Consider the following 20,345-nt stretch of genomic DNA (forward strand, 5'->3'; position numbering starts at 1 on the left):
ACGGCATGAATCTGCGTAAAAGCCTGCTTGACTCGCACGCCAATAAAGTGAACATTTGCTCACATAAGAGACAAATGCCCGTCTCGTATCTGGGAGGATATTCATGAAACTGACACCGCTTTTCGCGGGCGTTTTGACGCTCGCCCTTGTCGGCACCGCTTCTGCACAGACGCTCACCATTGCCACCGTGAACAATGGCGACATGATCCGCATGCAGGGCCTGTCGAGCGCCTTCACCGAAGAAACCGGCATCGAGCTGAACTGGGTGGTTCTGGAAGAGAACACACTGCGCCAGAACGTGACGACGGACATCGCCACCAATGGCGGCCAGTACGACATCATGACCATCGGCACCTACGAGGCCCCGATCTGGGCCAAGCAGGGTTGGCTCAAGCCACTCGATGGCCTGACGGCGGACGCCGAATACGATGTTGACGACCTGCTGCCGCCGATCCGCGACGGACTGAGCGTTGACGGCAAGCTCTATGCCGCACCGTTCTATGGCGAGAGCTCCTTCATCATGTATCGCACCGATCTGATGGAAAAAGCGGGCCTCACGATGCCGGAAGCACCGACCTGGGAGTTCATCGGTGAAGCCGCACGCGCCATGACCGACCGGAATAACGACATCAACGGCGTCTGCCTGCGTGGCAAGGCAGGCTGGGGTGAAAACACTGCCTTCCTGACCACCATGTCGAATTCCTTCGGGGCGCGCTGGTTCAATGAAAACTGGCAGCCGCAGTTCGACAGCCCTGAGTGGAAAGAGACGATAGAGACCTATCTCAGCCTCATGGCGGATGCGGGACCGTCCGGCGCATCCTCAAATGGCTTCAACGAGAACCTGACCCTGTTCCAGCAGGGTAAGTGCGGCATGTGGATTGATGCTACCGTTGCAGCCTCGTTCGTCACCAACCCTGAAGAATCCACGGTGGCAGACAAGGTCGGCTTCGCGCTGGCCCCAGACACTGGCAAGGGCAAACGCGCCAATTGGCTCTGGTCTTGGGCGTTGGCCATTCCAGCATCTTCACAAAACGCAGATGCTGCCGAACAGTTTATCGGCTGGGCAACTGACAAGGACTATCTTGAAACGGTCGCGGCCGAAGAAGGCTGGGCAAATGTGCCTCCCGGCACGCGAACTTCCCTTTATGAGAATCCGAACTATCAGGAAGCCGCGCCCTTCGCGCAGATGACCCTGGACTCGATCAACGCCGCTGATCCGACTAATCCGACGGTCGATCCGGTGCCTTATGTTGGCGTGCAGTTCGTGGCCATCCCCGAATTTGCTGGCATCGGCACCAATGTCGGTCAGCTCTTCTCGGCAGCGCTCGCCGGTCAGATGTCCGCCGATGACGCCCTGGCCCAGGCCCAGGACGCCGTAACCCGCGACATGACCCGCGCCGGTTATATCAAATAAGGCTTCCTCCAAAGCCTCGACGGCCGGAACCTCTTTTCGGCCGTCCTCTTCCGGACCCTATGCACGGATTGTTCGTCCTCCCTTGCATCTGCGTCCCGAACGGGAGCCGCCCGGCAAACTCGTCCCCCTCAGGACGCCGGACGGCTCCATCCCCGGCACTGCGGCTGCGCCGCAGGCTGGCGGGCCTGATCCGATGGCCACCTCAAGGTGACCATCCGATGAGGACCGATGGACCCGAACAAATCGGGCCAACCTGATCGGCCCTGGGAGGAATGGATGGCGACCCGGCAAACCCGCACCCTGGCGCGCACCATGATGGCACCAGCCGTCATTGTGCTTCTGATCTGGATGGCCGTGCCGCTGGCCATGACCATCTGGTTCTCGTTTCAGAATTATAGCCTGATCAACCCGATGATGACCGGCTTTGCCGGATGGGGAAACTATGAATACGTCATAGGCGACCCCAGCTTCACCCAGGCGCTGGTCAATACGCTTCTGCTGGTTGGCGGGGTGCTGCTGATCACCGTGATCGGCGGCACGTTCCTGGCGCTGCTGCTCGATCAGCCGATCTGGGGCCAGGGCGTTTTGCGCATCCTGGTCATCTCCCCCTTCTTCGTCATGCCGCCGGTCGCCGCGCTGATCTGGAAGAACGGCTTCATGCATCCCGGCTATGGCATGCTCGGGCACCTGTTCAAGGCCCTCGGCCTCGAGCCGGTGGACTGGTTCGCGCAATATCCGCTGTTTTCGGTGATCGTCATCGTCGCCTGGCAGTGGCTGCCTTTTGCCACGCTCATCCTGCTCACCGCATTGCAGTCGCTCTCCGAGGAGCAGCGCGAGGCCGCCGAAATGGATGGCGCCAATGCGGTCAACCGCTTCCGCTATATCATCCTGCCGCACATGGCCCGGGCGATCACCATCGTGATCCTGATCCAGACCATTTTCCTGCTCGGCATCTTTGCGGAGATCCGCGTCACCACCGGCGGTGGGCCGGGCTATGCCTCGACCAATATCGCTTTCCTGGTGTTCCGCACCGGTATTTTGTCCAATGACATCGGCGCCGGTTCCGCCGGTGGCGTGGTCGCGGTCATCATCGCCAACATCGTCGCCATCTTCCTGATGCGCGCCGTCGGCAAGAACCTGGACGCGTAAGGAGACACGATCATGGCCCGCAACGCATCCGTTCAGACCAAAGTCGGCTTCACAGTGCTTGCATGGACCGTGGCCCTGCTGCTGTTTTCGCCCATCCTGTGGACTATCGTCACCGCCTTCAAGACCGAGGCCGAAGCGATCGCCACCCCACCCACTTTCCTGCCCCTGACCTTTACGCTCGACAATTTCGGCGATGTGCAGGACCGCTCGGACTATATCAAGCACGCCTGGAACTCGATCCTGGTGTCGGTCGGCTCGACCCTTTTGGGCCTCGTCATCGCCATTCCGGCGGCCTGGTCGATGGCCTTTGCGCCGACCAAGCGCACCAAGGACATTTTGATGTGGATGCTCTCCACCAAGATGATGCCTGCCGTTGGCGTGCTGATCCCGATCTATCTGATTTTCCGCGATCTGCGCCTGCTCGACACCGTGCATGGCCTGACCATCATCATGACGCTGATCAACCTGCCGATCATCATCTGGATGCTCTACACCTATTTCAAGGAAATCCCGGTCGATATTCTCGAAGCTGCCCGCATGGATGGCGCCGAGCTGTGGAACGAGATCGTCCATGTATTGGTGCCCATGGCCATTCCCGGGATCGCCTCGACCCTGCTGCTCAATGTGATTTTGGCCTGGAACGAGGCCTTCTGGACCATCACCCTGACCTCGGGCCGGGCCGGCACATTGACCGCCTTTATCTCGTCTTTCTCATCACCCCAGGGCCTGTTCCTGGCCAAGCTTTCGGCCGCGTCTCTCCTGGCCATCGCACCAATCCTGCTGCTGGGCTGGTTCAGCCAGAAGCAGCTCGTCCGCGGCCTCACCTTCGGCGCCGTCAAGTAAAGGGCTTTACGAAATGGGTTCCATCACGCTCGAACACGTCAACAAGTCCTTCGGTGAAGTCGAAATCATCCCCGACATTTCGCTTGAAATCGAGGACGGCGAATTCGTTGTCTTTGTCGGCCCCTCGGGCTGCGGCAAATCTACCCTGCTGCGCTTGATCGCGGGGCTTGAGGACACCACCTCGGGTCATATCAAACTCGATGGCGAGGACGTCACCGGCGCACCGCCCGCCCGGCGCGGTCTGGCCATGGTGTTCCAGTCCTATGCGCTCTATCCGCATATGAGCGTGCGCGACAACATCGCCTTCCCGCTCAAAATGGCCAAGATGCCGCAAGCCGAGATCGACAAGAAGGTCGAGTATGCAGCCCGCACGCTCAATCTCGGCTCCTATCTCGACCGCCGCCCGCGGGCCCTGTCCGGTGGCCAACGCCAGCGCGTTGCGATTGGCCGCGCCATCGTGCGCGAACCCAAGGCGTTCCTGTTCGACGAGCCCTTGTCGAACCTCGACGCGGCGCTGCGCGTTAACATGCGGCTCGAAATCACTGAACTGCACCAGCAGCTCAAGACCACCATGATCTATGTGACCCACGACCAGGTGGAAGCCATGACCATGGCCGACCGGATCGTGGTGCTGAATGCGGGTAATGTCGAGCAATTCGGCTCCCCGCTCGAACTCTACAAGAGGCCCGCCAACCGCTTTGTGGCCGGCTTTATTGGCTCGCCCAAGATGAATTTCGTCGATGGTCCCGAGGCCGAAAAGCACAATGCACACTCCATCGGCGTACGGCCTGAGCACTTTACGCTCTCGACCACCGCCGGAGCTGGGCAATGGGCCGGCACGGTCAATGTCGCCGAACAGCTCGGTTCCGATACCTTCCTGCATGTCGAGGTCGAGGGCCTCGGCCTGATGACGGTTCGTACCGATGGCGAACAGACCTTCCGCCATGGCGACAAGGTCTATCTCACGCCCGACGCCAACCGCATCTACCGCTTCGACGCGGCCGGGCTGGCACTCCAGGACTAACCGACATGACCACCAGGCTTTCCACTGCAACGCTTCCAGCGATCAAGACTGCGGTCACCCCGGCCTATAACCGCGCCGATCTCACCGCCGGCATTGTGCATTTCGGCGTCGGCAATTTTCATCGCGCTCATCAGGCCGTCTATCTCGACGCGCTGTTCAATCTGGGCGAGGGGCACGACTGGGCGCTGGTAGGGGCCGGCGTGCGCGCAGCCGATGAGGCAATGCGGCAAAAGCTGATGGGGCAGGACTGGTTCACCACCGTGGTCGAGCAAGAGGCGGAGACCAGCACGGCGCAAGTCACCGGCGCCATGATCGACTATCTGCCGCCCGGCGACAGCGCCGCCGTCATTTCCAGGCTAGCGGATCCGGCCATCCGCATCGTCTCGCTGACCATTACCGAGGGCGGCTACTATATCGACCCGGCCAGCCAGACATTCGATCCAACGCATCCCGACATTGCGTATGACGCGGCCCATTTCGACGCGCCGAAAACCGCGTTCGGTCTGATCCTGGCGGGTCTGGTTAAACGTCGAGAGGCCGGCATTGTCCCCTTCACGGTAATGAGCTGCGACAATATTCCGGGCAATGGCCACGTCACCGAGAATGCGGTCGCCGGTCTGGCCACGCTGATCCACCCGGAGCTGGCCGAATGGGTCAAGACCTCGGTCGCCTTCCCCAATGGCATGGTGGACCGCATCACCCCCGCCACCTCGGACCGCGAGAAGACACTGCTCGCCGATAATTTTGGCATTGAAGACGCCTGGCCGGTGTTCTGCGAAAGCTTCAAGCAATGGGTGCTCGAAGACAATTTTCCCGCCGGGCGCCCGGCGCTGGAAAAGGTCGGTGTGCAGTTCGTGCCCGACGTCGCGCCCTACGAGCATATGAAAATCCGCATTCTCAATGGCGGCCATGCCACCATTGCCTATCCGGCTGGCCTGCTCGACATTCATTATGTGCACGAGGCAATGGAGCACCCGCTGGTCTCCGCCTTTCTCAAGAAGGTGGAAGCCGAAGAGATCATTCCAGTCGTGCCGCCTGTGCCCGATACCGATCTCGACGCCTATTTCGCGCTTTGCGAGCGACGCTTTGCCAATCCCAAGATCGGCGACACAGTGCGGCGCCTGGCGCTCGATGGCTCCAACCGGCAGCCCAAATTCATCATCCCCTCGGCGCTCGATCGTATTCGCGACGGCCAGAGCGTGACCGGCCTGGCGCTCGTCTCGGCTCTGTGGTGCCGCTACTGCTTCGGCACCACCGATAGCGGCGCGGTAATCGAGCCGAACGATCCGAATTGGGACCGGCTCAACGCCCAGGCCATCAAGGCCAAGGATAACCCCAAAGCCTGGCTCGAAATGGCCGACATTTATGGTGATCTGGCCAAGGCTCCTGACTTTGTTGCCGCGTTCACCAAGGCCCTGAACGCGTTGTGGATGCAGGGCACCGCACGGACGCTCGAGCGGTATCTGGCGGATCAGCACTAGGTTTTGCCTCTGCCTCTCTCCCTCTAGTCGCTGTCAATCCCATTCGCTATGGTCCGCCCGGACCGAACATACGAGGGCGGCGTGTCGCAGGACTTCCTGGTGGGTGTGGATGTGGGAACCGGCAGCGCCCGGGCCGGTGTCTTCACGCGCGATGGCCAGTTCCTTGGTCGGCATGAAGTGCCTATTCTCATGCGGCGCACCGACGCCAATTTCGCCGAGCATGACAGTGGCCAGATCTGGCAGGCCGTGTGTGAAGCAGTCCGCGAGGCCATGTCGATAGCGGATGTGAAGCCCGAGAATGTCTCCGGCATCGCCTTTGATGCCACCTGCTCGCTGGTGGTGCGGGACGCTTCCGGCGCGCCGGTCACTGTTTCGCGTGATGGCGAAGACCGCTGGGATACCATTGTCTGGCTCGACCATCGGGCGCTTGACGAGGCCGACGAGTGCACCCGCACCGGCCATGAGGTACTGCACTATGCCGGTGGCGTCATGTCGCCGGAAATGGAAGTGCCCAAGCTGATGTGGCTCAAGCGGCATCTGCCACAAAGCTGGAACCGCGCCGGGCAGATGTTCGACCTGGCCGATTTCTTGTCCTGGCAAGCAACGGGCTCACTGGCTCGCTCGCAATCGACCCTCACCTGCAAATGGACTTATCTGGGCCACGATGCACAAAGCTGGCGGCAGGATTTTCTCGCCAGGGTCGGACTTGAAGACCTGCTGGAAAAGGCGGCTCTGCCACAAAAAGCCAGCCCGGTGGGCACCGATCTCGGACCGCTGACGCCCGAGGCCGCAGATCAGCTCGGCCTCACCACGACCTGCAGGGTCGGTGCCGGCCTGATCGATGCCCATGCCGGAGCCCTGGGGGTGCTCGGCGCCTTCACCGCCGATGTCGAGACCATCGACCGGCACCTGGCGCTGATCGCCGGAACCTCGAGCTGCGTCATGGCGCTTTCGGCCGAGGACCGGCCGACCTCGGGCGTCTGGGGTCCTTATTACGGCGCCGTGCTGCCAGGTGTCTGGCTTAATGAAGGCGGTCAGTCCGCCACCGGCGCGCTGCTCGACCACATCATACTCTGGCACAGCGCCGGGGGTGAGCCGACCCGCGACAAGCATCTGGCGATCTGCAACCGGGTGATGGAACTGCGAGAAAGCGAGGGGCTGGCCCTGGCTGACCGCCTGCACGTGTTGCCGGACTTTCACGGCAATCGCTCGCCATTGGGCGATCCGTCAGCGCTGGGCGTGATCTCCGGGCTGACACTCGACAGCGACTTTGACAGCCTCTGCAGGCTCTATTGGCGCAGCTGCGTTTCCATTGCGCTGGGCGTGCGGCATATTCTCGATACTCTCAACACCAAGGGCTATGCCATCGACACGCTGCACATCACCGGCGGCCACACCCGCAACCCGCTGCTGATGGAGCTTTACGCCGATGCAACCGGCTGCACCGTGGTCGAGCCTTCGACGCCGGATGCGACCCTGCTCGGCATGGCCATGGTCGCCGCCAATGCAGCCGGGCTCTATTCGAGCCTCGATCAGGCGTGTCTGGCCATGCAGCAAGGCGGCACCGCCCGCGCGCCCAAGGTCGAAGCTCGGGCGCAATTCGACCGCGACTACCGCATTTTCCTTGAAATGCTCAAACAGCGCCAAGTCATCGACGCACTAGACTAGCGCCGCCATTGGCGGCCGCTGATGCCCCGGCGCATGCAGCGCCTATCCACGCGTCGCAATCCCCGATAAGCTCCTTTCCGGGAAGCCAAAATCCGTGGCCTAAAAGCGAGCGACAGAAGCTGCATGTCGATCAAAGCCGCCATCTATCATCTGACCCACTACAAATATGACCGTCCGGTCACCTTGCAGCCGCAGGTCATTCGTCTGCAGCCGGCGCCGCATTCCAAAACCAAGGTGCTCAGCCACTCGTTGCGGGTCAGCCCTAGCCTGCACTTCGTCAATGTGCAGCAGGATCCCTATGGCAATTTCCAGACGCGCTTCGTGTTTCCCGAGCCGGTGACCGAACTCAAGATCGAAGTCGACCTGATCGCCGACATGACGGTCTATAATCCGTTCGACTTTTTCGTCGAGGAGAGCGGCGAGACCTGGCCCTTCCAATATCCCGAGGATCTGCGCGACGATCTGACGATCTATATGAGGCCCGAGCCGGCCGGGCCGCTGCTGCAAAAGTTCCTTGATGAGCTCGACAAAAGCCCGAAAAACACCGTCACCTTCGTGACCGATCTGAACGCCCATCTGCAAAGCGTGGTGAACTATATCGTTCGCCTCGAACCCGGCGTCTGGACGCCCGAGGAAACGCTGGGCAACGGCAAGGGCTCCTGCCGGGATTCGAGCTGGCTGCTGGTCAACATCCTGCGCCACCTCGGCCTGGCCGCGCGCTTTGTCTCTGGCTATCTGATCCAGCTCAAGCCCGACATTGTATCCCTCGATGGCCCGGCGGGCACCGACCACGATTTCACCGATCTGCATGCCTGGGCGGAAGTCTATCTGCCCGGCGCTGGCTGGATTGGCCTTGACCCCACGTCTGGTCTGCTGACCGGCGAAAGCCACGTGCCGCTGGCAGCAACGCCGCATTATCGCAATGCCGCGCCGATTTCCGGCTTTGCCTCTTTTGCCGAAGTCGACTTCGCCTTCGACATGCGGGTGACCCGGATCGCCGAGCATCCACGCATCACCAAGCCGTTCTCCGACGGAAGCTGGGAGCGACTCAACGCCCTGGGCAAAAAGGTCGACGAAAAGCTCAATGAGCAGGACGTGCGCCTCACCATGGGCGGCGAGCCGACCTTCGTGTCCATCGATGATTTCGAGGCCGGTGAGTGGAATGCCGACGCGGTCGGCCCCACCAAGCGGCGCCTGGCCGATCAGCTGATCCGCCGCCTGCGCCAGCGCTTTGCTCCCAATGGCATGCTGCATCATAGCCAGGGCAAGTGGTATCCGGGCGAAACCCTGCCGCGCTGGACCTTCTCACTCTATTGGCGGGTCGACGGCAAGCCGGTGTGGCAGGATGAAAAGCTGATCGCCCAGGAGGGCATCAAGACCGATGCCACGCATGAGGATGCGCGAAGATTCCTCGATGCTTTTGCGCGCAATCTCGGCCTGACGGGCGAAACCATCGATGAGGCCTATGAAGACCCCGGCGAATGGCTGCTAAAGGAAGCCAACCTGCCGGCCAATGTCGACCCGGCCAATTCCGAACTGGCCGATCCCGAGGCGCGCTCGCGCATTGCCAAGGTATTCGAGCGGGGCCTGACCCATCCCACCGGCTATGTGCTGCCCGTGCAACGCTGGAATGCCAAGGCCTCCAGCCCCTGGCTGACTGAAAAATGGAAAACCAGGCGCGGCAAGCTGTTCCTGGCGCCCGGCGACAGTCCGGCGGGCTATCGTCTGCCATTGAGCTCGCTCAAGCATTTGAAGGCTACTGACTATCCGCATGTGGTGCCCCAGGACCCGGGTGTGCCGCGCGGCCCCCTGCCCGATCCTGAAGAAATCCTCGCGCGCAGCAAGACCGGACTTGAAACCGATCCGCGCGCCCAGGCCGCTGCCGACTTCACCGCAGCGACTGAGCAACAGGACATCACCGAGCAGGTAATCAGCGAAATCGAGGGCGAGGTGCGTACCGCCGTCACCGCCGAAGTGCGCGAGCATCGCCTTTGCATTTTCCTGCCGCCGGTGGAGAAGCTCGAAGATTTCCTCGAACTGATCGCAGCGGCTGAGGCAGCGGCAAAAGAAATCGGCCAGCCGGTCCATCTTGAAGGCTATGCCCCGCCGCAGGACCCGCGTCTCAACGTCATTCGCGTGGCACCCGATCCGGGTGTCATCGAGGTCAATATCCATCCCGCTTCAAGCTGGGATGACTGCGTGGCCACGACCGAAGCGGTCTATGAGGAGGCACGCCAATGCCGCCTCGGCGCCGACAAGTTCATGATCGATGGCAAGCATGTCGGCACTGGCGGCGGCAATCATGTCGTCGTCGGCGGGGCCACGCCGCATGACAGTCCGTTCCTGCGCCGGCCGGACCTCTTGAAGTCGCTGGTGCTGCATTGGCAGCGGCACCCCTCGATGAGCTACCTGTTCTCCGGTATGTTCATCGGCCCGACCAGCCAGGCCCCGCGCCTGGATGAGGCCCGCCACGACAGCTTGTATGAGCTCGAAATTGCCATGGCGCAGGTGCCGGCGCCGGGGGAAGGCACCCCGCCTCTGCCCTGGCTGACCGACCGCCTGTTCCGCAATCTGCTGGTCGATGTCACCGGCAATACGCATCGCGCCGAAATCTGCATCGACAAGCTCTATTCCCCCGATGGCCCGACCGGGCGGCTGGGGCTGGTGGAGTTCCGCGGTTTCGAAATGCCGCCCAATGCGCGCATGTCGCTCGCCCAGCAATTGCTGATCCGGGCCCTGATTGCCCGCTATTGGGACAAGCCGCTCTCGGGCGACTTCACCCGCTGGGGCACCAGCCTGCACGACCGTTTTATGCTTGGCAGTTTCGTATGGCAGGATTTCCTCGGTGTGTTGGAGGACCTCCGCCAGCACGGATTTGATTTCGAACCCGAATGGTTCGCCGCCCAGCTAGAATTCCGCTTCCCCTTCTGCGGGGAAGTCGAAGTGGATGGGGTCAGGCTCGAACTGCGCCAGGCGCTTGAGCCCTGGCATGTGATGGGTGAACAGGGCGCGATCGGCGGCACAGTGCGCTTTGTCGATTCCTCGGTGGAGCGCCTGCAGGTACGTCTCGAGGCCGCCAATCCCTCCCGCTACACGGTGACCTGCAACCAGCGCCCAATGCCGCTGCAACCCGCCGGTGCTATAGGCGAAGCGGTGGCCGGGGTTCGCTTCAAGGCCTGGCAGCCGGCCTCTGGCATGCATCCGGCCATACCGGCGCACGCGCCGCTGGTGTTCGACATTTACGACAACTGGACTGGTCGGCCGATCGGCGGCTGCACCTATCACGTGGCCCATCCGGGCGGACGCAATTACGAAACCTTCCCGGTCAATGGCAATGAAGCCGAGGCCCGGCGCCTCGCGCGCTTCGTGCCGCACAATTACACACCGGGTGGATATCGCCTCACGCCCGAAAAGCCTGCGGATGAGTTTCCGCTGACGCTTGACCTCAGACGGCCGGCGCGGTTCACGTAGTGCCATGAGTTCGCGGAATCACCAGACCCGCGGCAAGCCCCCAGCCGGCCCCAGCATCATTGCTGATTACCGCCTGTTGCCCGGCGTGCCGGACGAGATGATCGACCCGTCCGGCGCCATACGGCCCGGCTGGGATAAACTCATGGCGGCCTTCGATGCACTGGGCCCCTCCGAACTGGCCGCCCGGGTCGAGCGCGCCGACCAGTATCTGCGCGATGCCGGGGTGTTCTACCGCAAATATGACGGGGCCGAGGGTAAGGAACGCGCCTGGCCGCTGGCCCATATCCCGCTGCTGATCAATGAGGCCGACTGGGTACAGATTTCGAGCGGGCTGACCCAGCGCGCCGAACTGCTCGAAGCCATTGTCGCCGATATCTATGGCAGCAACACGCTGGTGCAGGAAGGCCTGCTGCCACCCGAGCTGATCGCCCAGAACAGCGAGTTCCTTCGCCCCCTGGTCGGGATACGACCGGTCAGCGGGCATTATCTGCATTTCTGCGCCTTCGAACTGGGACGCGGGCCGGACGGATCGTGGTGGGTGCTGGGTGACAGAACACAGGCGCCATCGGGTGCGGGTTTCGCGCTGGAAAATCGCGTAGCCACGACCCGTGCCCTGTCCGAAATCTACGCCTCGCTGAATATCAATCGGCTGGCCGGTTTCTTCCGCGGCTTCCGCGATGCGCTTTTCAACCAGGCCCAACGCGATGGCGGTCGCGTCGGCATTCTCACCCCCGGCCAGCTCAACGAAACCTATTTCGAACACGCCTATATCGCCCGCTATCTCGGGCTGATGCTGCTCGAGGGCGAGGATCTGGTGGTCGAGGACGGGCAGGTTATGGTGCGAACCGTGGCCGGCCTCAAGCCGGTCAGCGTGCTCTGGCGGCGGCTCGATGCCAGTTTCGCCGATCCGCTCGAACTGCGCTATGACAGCCATATCGGCACACCCGGCATGGTCGAGGCGCTCCGCGCCGGCTCGATCTCGATGATCAATGCGCTGGGCACCGGCATCATGGAAACAAGGGCGCTGGCCGCCTTCATGCCACGCCTGTGCAAGCATCTGCTGGGCACCGGGCTGGAATTGCCCGAAATCGCCACCTGGTGGTGCGGCCAGGGCGCCGAGCGCGAATTCGTGCTCGACAATTTCGATCAGCTCATGATCGGCCCCGCCTTTTCCACACAATTGCCTTTCGACGATCTGCGCGGCACCGCCCTTGGCGCCAGCATGACCGCCGAGCAGAAGGCAGACCTCAAATCCCGCATTGCCAATGATGGCGGCGCCTATGTCGGGCAGGAGCCAGTCCGGCTCTCCACGGCCCCAGTCTATGTTGATGGCAAGCTCGAACCGCGGCCCATTACGCTGCGCGTCTACGCCGCCCGTACCGATGAAGGCTGGACGATCATGCCCGGCGGCTTTGCCCGCGTCGGTTCCACCACCGATACGACGGCCCTGGCCATGCAACGCGGCGGCCAGGCGGCCGACGTCTGGGTGCTGTCGAGCAAGCCGGTCGAGCAGGTCTCGCTGCTGCCGCGCGAGGGCGAAAAGCTGGTGCGCAACGCCCCCGGCAATTTGCCCAGCCGCGCCGCCGACAATCTGATCTGGCTGGGGCGTTATGCTGAGCGCTGCGAAGCCTCGGTGCGGATCCTGCGCGCCTATAATGCCCGGCTGGCCGAGCTCTCCAAGCCGGATTTGCCGATCCTGACGCATTGCGCGGCGCTGCTTGAAACGCTCGATGTCGACGCCGCTGAAGCCATGCCGCAGGGACTGCTGGCCTCCATCGACAGCGCCGTGCACAGCGCCGGACAGATCCGCGACCGTTTCTCTCCCGATGGCTGGCTGGCCCTGACCGACCTGCAAAAGACCGCCCAGCGCTTTGCCTCGCGCATCGACACAGGCGACGATGCCACCCGCGCCATGACGGTGCTGCTGCGCAAGCTTGCCGGCTTCTCGGGCCTGGTGCACGAGAACATGTATCGCTTCGCCGGCTGGCGTTTTCTGGAACTGGGTCGACGCCTGGAGCGCGCCATGCAACTGGCGCGCATCACCGGCTGGCTGACGGCCCCCGAAGCCCCCGACGGGTCGGTCGAAATGCTGCTCGAAATCGGCGACAGCGTGATGTCACACCGGCGCCGCTATTCGGTGACGGCCGGTGCGTTGAGTGCCGTCGACCTTCTGGTGCTCGACCCGCTCAATCCACGCTCGGTGCTGTTTCAGCTCGCCGACCTGAGAGACCAGATCGAGGCCCTGCCCGGCGGCATTGACGATGAACAGCTATCTCCTGCCGCCAAGCTGGCGCTGGAGATCCACACAGATCTGGTCATCGCCGAAGCCAGCGGCATGACACCGGCGCGGCTCAACCGGCTGGCAGACGATGTGGGCATGTTGTCCGGCCTGATCGCCGCAGCCTATTTCACCTAGAGGCAGGACAGATGCTCTACGATATCCGCCTGGCCCTGGAATATGACTATGACGCCCCGGTGCATGGCGGGCGCCACCACATTCGCGTGGCGCCGGCCAATGTGCCCGGCCTGCAGCGTGTGATTGCCTCCTCGCTGGCCATTGAACCGGCGCCGGCGCGCCAGAGCGGCTTTCTCGACTTCTTCGGCAATTCGGTCACCGCCATCACCATGACCGATCCGCATGACAAGCTGACCATACGCCTGACCGCACGTGTGCAGATCGAGGAATTCTCGCCGCCCGCCGACCTGTCTCCGCCACTGGCGCAACTCTCCCGCGAGATCGGGCAATATTGGTCGGTGGCGTCCACCAGCCCGCAGCACTTCCTGGCCGCCTCGTCCCGCGTACAGATCGTTCCTGCGATCACCGACTATGCGCGCGGCGCGGCAGCGAACGCGTCTACGACGCTGGGCGTTGCCACTGCACTCTGCATGGCGATCCACCAGGACTTCGAATACGACCCCAAGGCGACCGATGTCGAAACCCGTCCTGCCGAGGCCTTCGCATTGCGCAAGGGCGTGTGCCAGGATTTCGCCCATGTGATGATTGCGGGACTACGCGGCCTTGGGATTCCGGCAGGCTATGTCTCGGGTTTCCTGAGGACCAATCCCCCCGAAGGACAGGCGCGCCTGGAAGGGGCTGACGCCATGCACGCCTGGGTGCGGGCCTGGTGCGGCCAGCATCTGGGTTGGGTCGAGTTCGACCCCACCAATGCCATGATTGCCGGGCCCGACCATATCTCGACCGGCCATGGGCGTGACTATTCCGACATCTCGCCCATTGTCGGCGTTCTGCGCACCCATGGGTCGCACGAGACCAAGCAATCGGTGGACGTGCTGCGCGTCGAGTGACCCGGTAACGGAACCAAAATCGTCATCACCTCGTTCTTTTGGCACGCGGGCAGAGCAGCCCCGCCAGGAAAGGTCCGGCAAACCGGATCGCAGGAGATGACGACGATGAACCAGTCCCAGTTCAGAACCCATGATGGCAACAGCCGGGTCACCGCAGCCACCTGGAGCGACGATCTTTACGATCACCAGTCGCGCTTCGCCGAAGTGGCACTAGCTCTGCTTCCCGCCTCCCTCATCCTGGCGACTGCCACCGCTCTGCTGGTCGCCCTTCTCTAGGGTCGAAATGGCGCACCAGCCAACAACAGATCCCGGAGGGTTCAATGGGTACGATACTTCTTATCATTCTTGTTCTGTTGCTAATCGGCGCGCTGCCGACCTGGGGATATTCACGGGGCTTCGGCTACTTCCCCTCAGGCATTCTCGGCGTCGTTCTGGTCGTGGTGCTGATCCTGGTCCTGATGGGTCGCATCTAGCCACCGCTTAAACCCAAACGGGCACGCCAGGTCCCTCTGGTTTCCTTGAAAATGGATTGTGCCCTTGCGGATCGACGGTCGCCCCCCTTTCGATCCGCACCTTTTGTCCCGACAGGCCAAGGGCTTGTCGGGACTTCTTTTTTTCACCCCACTCACCACGGAACTCCTGCTGGTCCCTGGCGTTGTTCCGACGACTCAACAAGGAGCGTCCAATGGCTACGACTTCCGATATGGCCCCAACCCGTCGCAAGGCCGGCAATGGTGGCGCGGCCGCCAAGGCCAAGACCGAGACCCGCGAGCAGGAACTGGAGGCGCAGGTCGCCCAGCTTCAGGCCGACATCAAGGCGATTTCCGACACGCTGGGAAAGCTCTCCGGCGAGAAAGTCGGCGAGGCCCGCGCGCTGGCGACCAATGAGGTCAAGCAGTTGCAGGCTCGCGGCCAGCACTTGCTGGACGACGCACAGGACCAGGTGACCCAGGCCGAAAAGCAGCTCAAGGATACAATCCGCGAAAAGCCACTGACGGCCGTAGCCGCGGCAGCCGGGATTGGCTTCGTCTTCGCCCTGCTCACCCGGCACTAATTATGGGTCTGATTTCGCCACTTGCCTCCCTGCTGGGGCTGGAGGTTGAAGGCCTTGCATCCAAGGCCAAGGCCGCCGCCCTGGTCTGGGGGCTGATCGCGCTGTCCTGCGCCATCGCCATCGGCTTCCTGATCGCGGCCGGCTTCATGGCACTGGCCGACATTGTCGGGCCCATCATCGCTGCCCTCATTCTGGCAGGCACGTTTCTGGTCCTTGCTCTTGCTGTCTATCTGGGCTCGCTGATCGGCCGCAGCCACCGGCAGCGGGAACTGGCGGAGCGCCGCAGGGCCAAGGAAACCAGTACGTTCCTGACCACCGCCGCACTTACCGCCCTGCCACTGTTGACCAAATCACCCATGTTGCTGCGCATCGGGCTGCCTGCTGCGGCCATAGCCGCCATTGCCCTCCTGCGTGACAACGATAAAGAGGACGAGGCCTGACGCGACAGCGTCAGCGCCTATCGGTGCGCATGTCTGCGGGGGGCCGGATCACCGGCAGGGCCAGTGGATGCAATTGCAGATCCACGGCGTTTTCCAAATCAATCAGTTCCCCGTCGACCACGGCATGGGTGCCCCGCTTGCGCTTGGGAAAACGCAGGATCAGGTCGCGCACTTCGGTTTCGCTGACGGCCGGATTGGCGCGCCAGCTTCCGCTCATCACATCGAGCGCCAGGTTGAGCAATTCCCGGGTGGAAACACTGTGTGCCACATAGACACCCAGACGCCCTGAATTAAGCGTCATGGCCACCGGCACAGGACTGTCATCGAGCGGATTGTTGGAAATTGCCACGCCCGTCGCGGTTACCGTCCTGTCGCCCTTTTCTGTGTGCAACTCGACCTCAAAGCGCGGTGGGTTGACCGCTGCTGCCAGGATTGCGCGCAGGCTGGCCAGCATCTTGCCGACACGGCTGCGATAGACCATGCCATTGCGGATACGCACCAAGCGCGCGTGAATGCCGACCCCGAACTGATGCACGAAAGGCCGGCCATTGGCCGTGGCGATATCGATGCGGTCGACCTCCCCGCGCGCGATGGCAGCCAAGGCGCGATCGAGCTCCAGGGGCATGCCCAGGGCACGCGCAAACAGGTTCATCGTGCCGGCCGGCAAAACGCCAAGAGGCTTGTTGCTTTTGAAGGCAATGCCCGCCGCCGCCGAAATCGTGCCATCGCCACCACCGGCTATCACCGCCTCGACGGACGGATCTTTGGCAGCGGCCTTGAGGGCCTGCTCGACATCCTTGCCCGCAACGATCGTGCAGTCGAGTTCGTGTCCCTCGCGCGCAAACAGGTCCGCTGCCATAGCGCAGATCTCGTCGAGATCCATGGTGCGCAGGGTCCCGCCGTCCTTGTTCAAAATGGCCCGGATTTTCAAAGAATATCATCCTTGGTTGTTGTCCTGGTGCGGCCCAGTTCGGGAAGCCGAACCCTCACTTCGAGCCCACCACCATCCGCTGGGGCGTAATGCGGCTCCCCGCCAAACTGGCCCGAGAGCTGTCTGACGATAACCGAGCCCAGCCCGGATTCGGTTGCATCATCACCCTCCCGCATGCCCACGCCGTCATCCTTAACGCGGAGCATCGGCACGTCTTCATCGTCGGGCGCCAAGGTGACAGTTATGGTGCCGCTGCGCGCGTCCGGAAAGGCATATTTGAGCGCATTGGTCACCAGCTCTCCGACCAGAATGCCCAGCGTCGTGGCATCGCGCGCACTCACTTCAATGGGCGAGAGCTCGCCATGTACTGCGATCCGCCCGCCATCGGTCTGGGTTTCGGCAAGGTCCTCGAGAACCGCTGCAAGGAATTCATCGGCACGCGCAGTTTCAAGGTCATCGCCCAGGCGAAGGCGGCGATGGGCCGAGGCCACCGCATGGACACGCAGCCGCGCCGCTTCGAGCGCCGCGCGAACATCGTCCGACTGGGTGCGCATGACCTGCAGGGCCAGGAGCGAAGAGACCGTAGCCAGCGAATTGCCGATGCGATGATTGGTGTCCTGCAACAGCGCTTCGACCCGCTGGCGTTCGCGCTCGGCATGGGCTCGCGCTTCCTCGATATCCCGCGTGCGCTCGGCCACTTCTTCTTCCAGCGCCTCGTTCTGGCTCAACAGCCCGCGATGGCGCTGGGCCAAGGCGCTAACCTGCTTCTGGGTGCGCATCAACAAGGCATAGGCCAGGATCGCCGCCGCAGCGAGCGCGGCAATCAACGCTGCGACCAAGCCCGTTCGGGTCTGGTCGATCTGCTGGTTGCGATCCGCCAGCTTGGCATCTTCCTCGGCGATGAACTCTTCCAAGGTTGCGCTAACCTCGGCCATCAACCGCGCGCCCATACCGGTCTCGGTCAGCGTCTGGGCCTCTTCACTGCGCCGCGTCGAGACCAGCTCCACGGTGCGGTTCATTTCCGCCATCTTGCTTGAGATGTCACCGGTAATGCTGGCCACGCGGTCGCTTTGCCCGCGATCATCCGTCGTCATGTCCATCAGGGCGGCGACGCGACGATCCAGGCTGGAGACCGCTTCTCGATAGGGCTGGAGAAACTGCGGATCGGCCGTCAGCAAAAAACCGCGCTGACTGGCCTCGGCCTGGCTCAGCGCATGGGTCAGCTCGCGTGCGGCATTGCGCACCGCATAGGTCTTGTTGATGTCGTTAAGCTGTCGGTCGATGCCCTGCATCAGCATCAGCGCCGCAACGGCGGCCAGGCACACCAGGCCGAGCGAAACCCACACCGCCAGGCGTCGTGTGCCCCGCCGGACAAGATGCGGTCCCTCGACACTTTTGAGCCCGTCAACCAAGACGCTCATCTCCTGCTCCTGCGACGGGTGCGGCCGCTGTGCCCGAGCAATGCTTTCCAGCGATGGCAGCAATGAGGCCGACATGGCTAAATCAGGGGACGGACCGGCTCACCCAGACCTTCCCACCCGGCCACGCGCGCCAACTCAGTTGCATCGAGCACTTCGCAGCTCCGCCCAAGCCAGCGGATGAGACCCTTGTTTGTCAGTTTGCGCAACGTTTTGTTGGTGTGAACGATCGACAGACCCAGCGTGTCGGCGACATGCTGCTGGGTCAGCGGGATGGATACCGGCCCCTGTCCCTTGCCCAACCCCACCGAGACCGCCCGTTCATGGAGGAAGGCCAGGAGATAGGCGGCCCGCTCCAGCGCCGAGCGCCGGCCCAGGCTGAGCAGATGATCGTCCAGCATGCGCTCTTCGCGCGCTGCCAGCCAGGTGACGTCAAAGGCAAGGCCAGGGTGGTTGGCAAACAACTCATCGAGCCGATCGCGCTGAAACACGCACAGCACCAAGGGCGAAAGCGCTTCGACCGAGTGCTCCATCTCCCCGATCACCGAGCCCTGCAACCCGACCAGATCGCCGGGCAGCACATAGTTCAGGATTTGCCGCCGCCCGTCATCGAGCATCTTGAAGCGAAACGCCCAGCCCGACAGCACGGTGAATAACTGCGCGCTATGAGCACCCTCGGTGAGGAAGACGGCTCCGGATTCGGCGGTCATTTCGCCGGTTTTGAAACTGGAAACGAATTTCAGCTCACCGGCCGAAAAGTCGCGAAACGTTGGCAGCGTGCGAAGCGGGCATTGCTCGCAGGACACGCGTCGCCCGGAAGAGGGAAGGACCAAACTCAATTGATTTCCTGACGCTTTTAGAAGTCGAGATACCGAACGCTATGTGGGCATGGCGCGTTCCCGACATGTCATAGTTAAATGACAGACGCGCCAGATGAGCCGATCAGGGGCGGGGGGCCACACGAACAGAAAGCACGCCCATGCTGAACGGCCGCACGGTTCTCGTCCTCGAGACCGAATTCATCATCGCATTGGGAATACAAAGCGCCCTGCAGGCCATGGGGGCCTCTCATGTCGTTCTGGCGCGCAGCCCTGACGAAGCCAATCAGCATATGTCTGACTGGACATCGGCAGCGCTCGCAATTGTCGAAATCGAAACCGACAAGCCCGAGCTGATCGCGTTTGCCCAACAATTGGCTCGAAGCGGAGTGGCCGTCATCGGCATCAGCGCCGATGACCTTCGCGCGGAGGGTGTGCCGGGCCTGCCCGGCACTCCGATCTTGCTCAAGCCATTTCCGGATGCGGACCTGGCCGAAGCAGTAAAGGTCCGCCTCGCTCAGAAGCCGTGGTTGCCTGACGTCACCTGCGCAGAGACGGCATCGGGACCATAGTCGGACTCCCCGCTCACCTTGAGCAGCTCGGTCAGACGCGTGCGCGCGCGGCTGACCCGGCTTTTCATGGTGCCAACGGCGCATTCGCAGATCGAGGCCGCCTCTTCATAGGAAAAGCCCGAAGCGCCGATCAGAATGATGGCTTCGCGCTGGTCATCCGGCAGCTCGGAGAGCGCTGCCTTGAAGTCCTCGAGATCCATCGACCCATATTGGGAAGGATGCACGGAAAGACGCTCGGTAAAGGCCCCATCGCTGTCCTGCACTTCGCGCCCGCGCTTGCGCATCTGGCTGTAGAACTCGTTGCGCAGGATCGTGAACAGCCAGGCCTTGATGTTGGTGCCCATTTCGAAGCTGGACTGCTTGGCCCAGGCTTTCATCACCGTGTCCTGCACCAGGTCATCGGCCTTGTCATGCTTGCCGGTCAGCGACACCGCAAAGGCGCGCAGACTGGGCAGGGTCGCAAGCATTTCACGTTTGAAGGACGTTCCCTCGGCACTCATGCCGTTACTCCCCACCGCGATTGGAGGACTTGTCGCTCTGGGCCTGTTCGGCGTTGTCGAGCTTTTCGAGCAAGTCGAGAAGCTGGTCGGGGACGCCCTCGTCCTGAACCGCTCCATAAAGGGCGCGCAGACGCGACCCGATGTCCGAAGTCGGACCGAGCCCATCTTCCGCCCGCTCCGCCTGCATGCGCACACGTTGCTGCGTCACCAGATTTTCCTTCTTCATTCCCAATTTGACCGTTCAGTCTTGATTTGT

Annotated in this window: 19 protein-coding genes; 14 read left to right on the forward strand and 5 right to left on the reverse strand. The window is 62.5% G+C overall.

Features of this window, described 5'->3' with window-relative positions:
* The first annotated feature begins 103 nt into the window (after positions 1-103).
* The 13 genes from GO014_RS11290 to GO014_RS11350 all read left to right on the forward strand — a co-directional run bounded on the left by GO014_RS11290 (position 104) and on the right by GO014_RS11350 (position 15,850).
* Positions 104-1,414 carry an ABC transporter substrate-binding protein gene (locus tag GO014_RS11290; protein ID WP_157290434.1) on the forward strand — a complete coding sequence of 437 codons (1,311 nt, stop codon included), beginning with the start codon at positions 104-106 and terminating at the stop codon, positions 1,412-1,414.
* Positions 1,415-1,690: 276 nt separating this feature from the next.
* Positions 1,691-2,563, forward strand: a complete 873-nt coding sequence (locus GO014_RS11295; RefSeq protein ID WP_157290435.1) for a carbohydrate ABC transporter permease — start codon at positions 1,691-1,693, stop codon at positions 2,561-2,563.
* A 12-nt stretch (positions 2,564-2,575) separates the two neighbouring features.
* A complete protein-coding gene (locus GO014_RS11300) occupies positions 2,576-3,406 on the forward strand; it encodes a carbohydrate ABC transporter permease (protein WP_157290436.1) in 831 nt (276 codons plus the stop codon).
* A gap of 13 nt (positions 3,407-3,419) precedes the next feature.
* Positions 3,420-4,430, forward strand: coding sequence for an ABC transporter ATP-binding protein (locus GO014_RS11305; protein WP_157290437.1), 1,011 nt, complete (start codon positions 3,420-3,422; stop codon positions 4,428-4,430).
* Between the two features lie 5 nt (positions 4,431-4,435).
* The gene (locus tag GO014_RS11310; RefSeq protein WP_157290438.1) at positions 4,436-5,911 is read left to right on the forward strand and encodes a mannitol dehydrogenase family protein; all 1,476 of its coding nucleotides are present in this window, start codon (positions 4,436-4,438) and stop codon (positions 5,909-5,911) included.
* 81 nt (positions 5,912-5,992) lie between these two features.
* Positions 5,993-7,579: an FGGY-family carbohydrate kinase gene (locus GO014_RS11315; protein WP_343030919.1), complete on the forward strand. Its 1,587-nt coding sequence runs from the start codon at positions 5,993-5,995 to the stop codon at positions 7,577-7,579.
* 123 nt (positions 7,580-7,702) lie between these two features.
* Entirely contained in the window at positions 7,703-11,050 is a 3,348-nt protein-coding gene (locus tag GO014_RS11320) for a transglutaminase family protein (protein ID WP_157290440.1), read from the forward strand.
* Positions 11,051-11,054: 4 nt separating this feature from the next.
* Positions 11,055-13,466, forward strand: a complete 2,412-nt coding sequence (locus tag GO014_RS11325; RefSeq protein ID WP_157290441.1) for a circularly permuted type 2 ATP-grasp protein — start codon at positions 11,055-11,057, stop codon at positions 13,464-13,466.
* An 11-nt stretch (positions 13,467-13,477) separates the two neighbouring features.
* Positions 13,478-14,356 carry a transglutaminase family protein gene (locus GO014_RS11330; protein WP_157290442.1) on the forward strand — a complete coding sequence of 293 codons (879 nt, stop codon included), beginning with the start codon at positions 13,478-13,480 and terminating at the stop codon, positions 14,354-14,356.
* A 105-nt stretch (positions 14,357-14,461) separates the two neighbouring features.
* The gene (locus tag GO014_RS11335) at positions 14,462-14,632 is read left to right on the forward strand and encodes a hypothetical protein (RefSeq protein WP_157290443.1); all 171 of its coding nucleotides are present in this window, start codon (positions 14,462-14,464) and stop codon (positions 14,630-14,632) included.
* A gap of 44 nt (positions 14,633-14,676) precedes the next feature.
* Positions 14,677-14,829 carry a DUF3309 family protein gene (locus tag GO014_RS11340; RefSeq protein ID WP_116588904.1) on the forward strand — a complete coding sequence of 51 codons (153 nt, stop codon included), beginning with the start codon at positions 14,677-14,679 and terminating at the stop codon, positions 14,827-14,829.
* A gap of 212 nt (positions 14,830-15,041) precedes the next feature.
* Positions 15,042-15,410 carry an ElaB/YgaM/YqjD family protein gene (locus GO014_RS11345; RefSeq protein ID WP_116588903.1) on the forward strand — a complete coding sequence of 123 codons (369 nt, stop codon included), beginning with the start codon at positions 15,042-15,044 and terminating at the stop codon, positions 15,408-15,410.
* Positions 15,411-15,412: 2 nt separating this feature from the next.
* Positions 15,413-15,850, forward strand: a complete 438-nt coding sequence (locus GO014_RS11350; RefSeq protein ID WP_157290444.1) for a hypothetical protein — start codon at positions 15,413-15,415, stop codon at positions 15,848-15,850.
* 10 nt (positions 15,851-15,860) lie between these two features.
* Here the strand turns inward: GO014_RS11350 and GO014_RS11355 are convergent, their stop codons facing one another.
* From GO014_RS11355 to GO014_RS11365, 3 genes are all read right to left on the reverse strand, one after another.
* The gene (locus GO014_RS11355; protein ID WP_157290445.1) at positions 15,861-16,781 is read right to left on the reverse strand and encodes a diacylglycerol/lipid kinase family protein; all 921 of its coding nucleotides are present in this window, start codon (positions 16,779-16,781) and stop codon (positions 15,861-15,863) included.
* Entirely contained in the window at positions 16,778-18,202 is a 1,425-nt protein-coding gene (locus tag GO014_RS11360; protein ID WP_179952961.1) for a sensor histidine kinase, read from the reverse strand. The genes GO014_RS11355 and GO014_RS11360 overlap by 4 nt, the downstream gene beginning before the upstream one ends.
* 77 nt (positions 18,203-18,279) lie before the next feature.
* On the reverse strand, positions 18,280-19,038 hold the full coding sequence (locus tag GO014_RS11365; RefSeq protein WP_246204589.1) for a Crp/Fnr family transcriptional regulator: 759 nt from the start codon (positions 19,036-19,038) through the stop codon (positions 18,280-18,282).
* A gap of 140 nt (positions 19,039-19,178) precedes the next feature.
* Between GO014_RS11365 and GO014_RS11370 the strand changes: the two genes are divergently transcribed.
* The gene (locus GO014_RS11370) at positions 19,179-19,589 is read left to right on the forward strand and encodes a response regulator (protein ID WP_157290447.1); all 411 of its coding nucleotides are present in this window, start codon (positions 19,179-19,181) and stop codon (positions 19,587-19,589) included.
* Here GO014_RS11370 and GO014_RS11375 read toward each other — a convergent pair.
* A complete protein-coding gene (locus tag GO014_RS11375; protein ID WP_116588898.1) occupies positions 19,535-20,089 on the reverse strand; it encodes an RNA polymerase sigma factor in 555 nt (184 codons plus the stop codon). The two genes, GO014_RS11370 and GO014_RS11375, sit on opposite strands and share 55 nt — an antisense overlap.
* A gap of 4 nt (positions 20,090-20,093) precedes the next feature.
* Positions 20,094-20,297, reverse strand: coding sequence for a NepR family anti-sigma factor (locus GO014_RS11380; protein WP_343030920.1), 204 nt, complete (start codon positions 20,295-20,297; stop codon positions 20,094-20,096).
* Positions 20,298-20,345: the final 48 nt, after the last annotated feature.

Source organism: Devosia marina, from assembly GCF_009758415.1.
GTDB classification, from domain to species: Bacteria; Pseudomonadota; Alphaproteobacteria; order Rhizobiales; family Devosiaceae; genus Devosia; species Devosia marina.

Bases quoted from the DNA above. Each gene is read 5' to 3' on its own strand.
- GO014_RS11370 (WP_157290447.1), top strand. From the start codon at position 19,179: ATGCTGAACGGCCGCACGGTTCTCGTCCTCGAGACCGAATTCATCATC.
- GO014_RS11300 (WP_157290436.1), top strand. From the start codon at position 2,576: ATGGCCCGCAACGCATCCGTTCAGACCAAAGTCGGCTTCACAGTGCTT.
- GO014_RS11350 (WP_157290444.1), top strand. From the start codon at position 15,413: ATGGGTCTGATTTCGCCACTTGCCTCCCTGCTGGGGCTGGAGGTTGAA.
- GO014_RS11360 (WP_179952961.1), bottom strand. From the start codon at position 18,202: ATGAGCGTCTTGGTTGACGGGCTCAAAAGTGTCGAGGGACCGCATCTT.
- GO014_RS11305 (WP_157290437.1), top strand. From the start codon at position 3,420: ATGGGTTCCATCACGCTCGAACACGTCAACAAGTCCTTCGGTGAAGTC.
- GO014_RS11345 (WP_116588903.1), top strand. From the start codon at position 15,042: ATGGCTACGACTTCCGATATGGCCCCAACCCGTCGCAAGGCCGGCAAT.
- GO014_RS11335 (WP_157290443.1), top strand. From the start codon at position 14,462: ATGAACCAGTCCCAGTTCAGAACCCATGATGGCAACAGCCGGGTCACC.
- GO014_RS11325 (WP_157290441.1), top strand. From the start codon at position 11,055: ATGAGTTCGCGGAATCACCAGACCCGCGGCAAGCCCCCAGCCGGCCCC.
- GO014_RS11340 (WP_116588904.1), top strand. From the start codon at position 14,677: ATGGGTACGATACTTCTTATCATTCTTGTTCTGTTGCTAATCGGCGCG.
- GO014_RS11295 (WP_157290435.1), top strand. From the start codon at position 1,691: ATGGCGACCCGGCAAACCCGCACCCTGGCGCGCACCATGATGGCACCA.
- GO014_RS11310 (WP_157290438.1), top strand. From the start codon at position 4,436: ATGACCACCAGGCTTTCCACTGCAACGCTTCCAGCGATCAAGACTGCG.
- GO014_RS11320 (WP_157290440.1), top strand. From the start codon at position 7,703: ATGTCGATCAAAGCCGCCATCTATCATCTGACCCACTACAAATATGAC.
- GO014_RS11330 (WP_157290442.1), top strand. From the start codon at position 13,478: ATGCTCTACGATATCCGCCTGGCCCTGGAATATGACTATGACGCCCCG.
- GO014_RS11290 (WP_157290434.1), top strand. From the start codon at position 104: ATGAAACTGACACCGCTTTTCGCGGGCGTTTTGACGCTCGCCCTTGTC.
- GO014_RS11375 (WP_116588898.1), bottom strand. From the start codon at position 20,089: ATGAGTGCCGAGGGAACGTCCTTCAAACGTGAAATGCTTGCGACCCTG.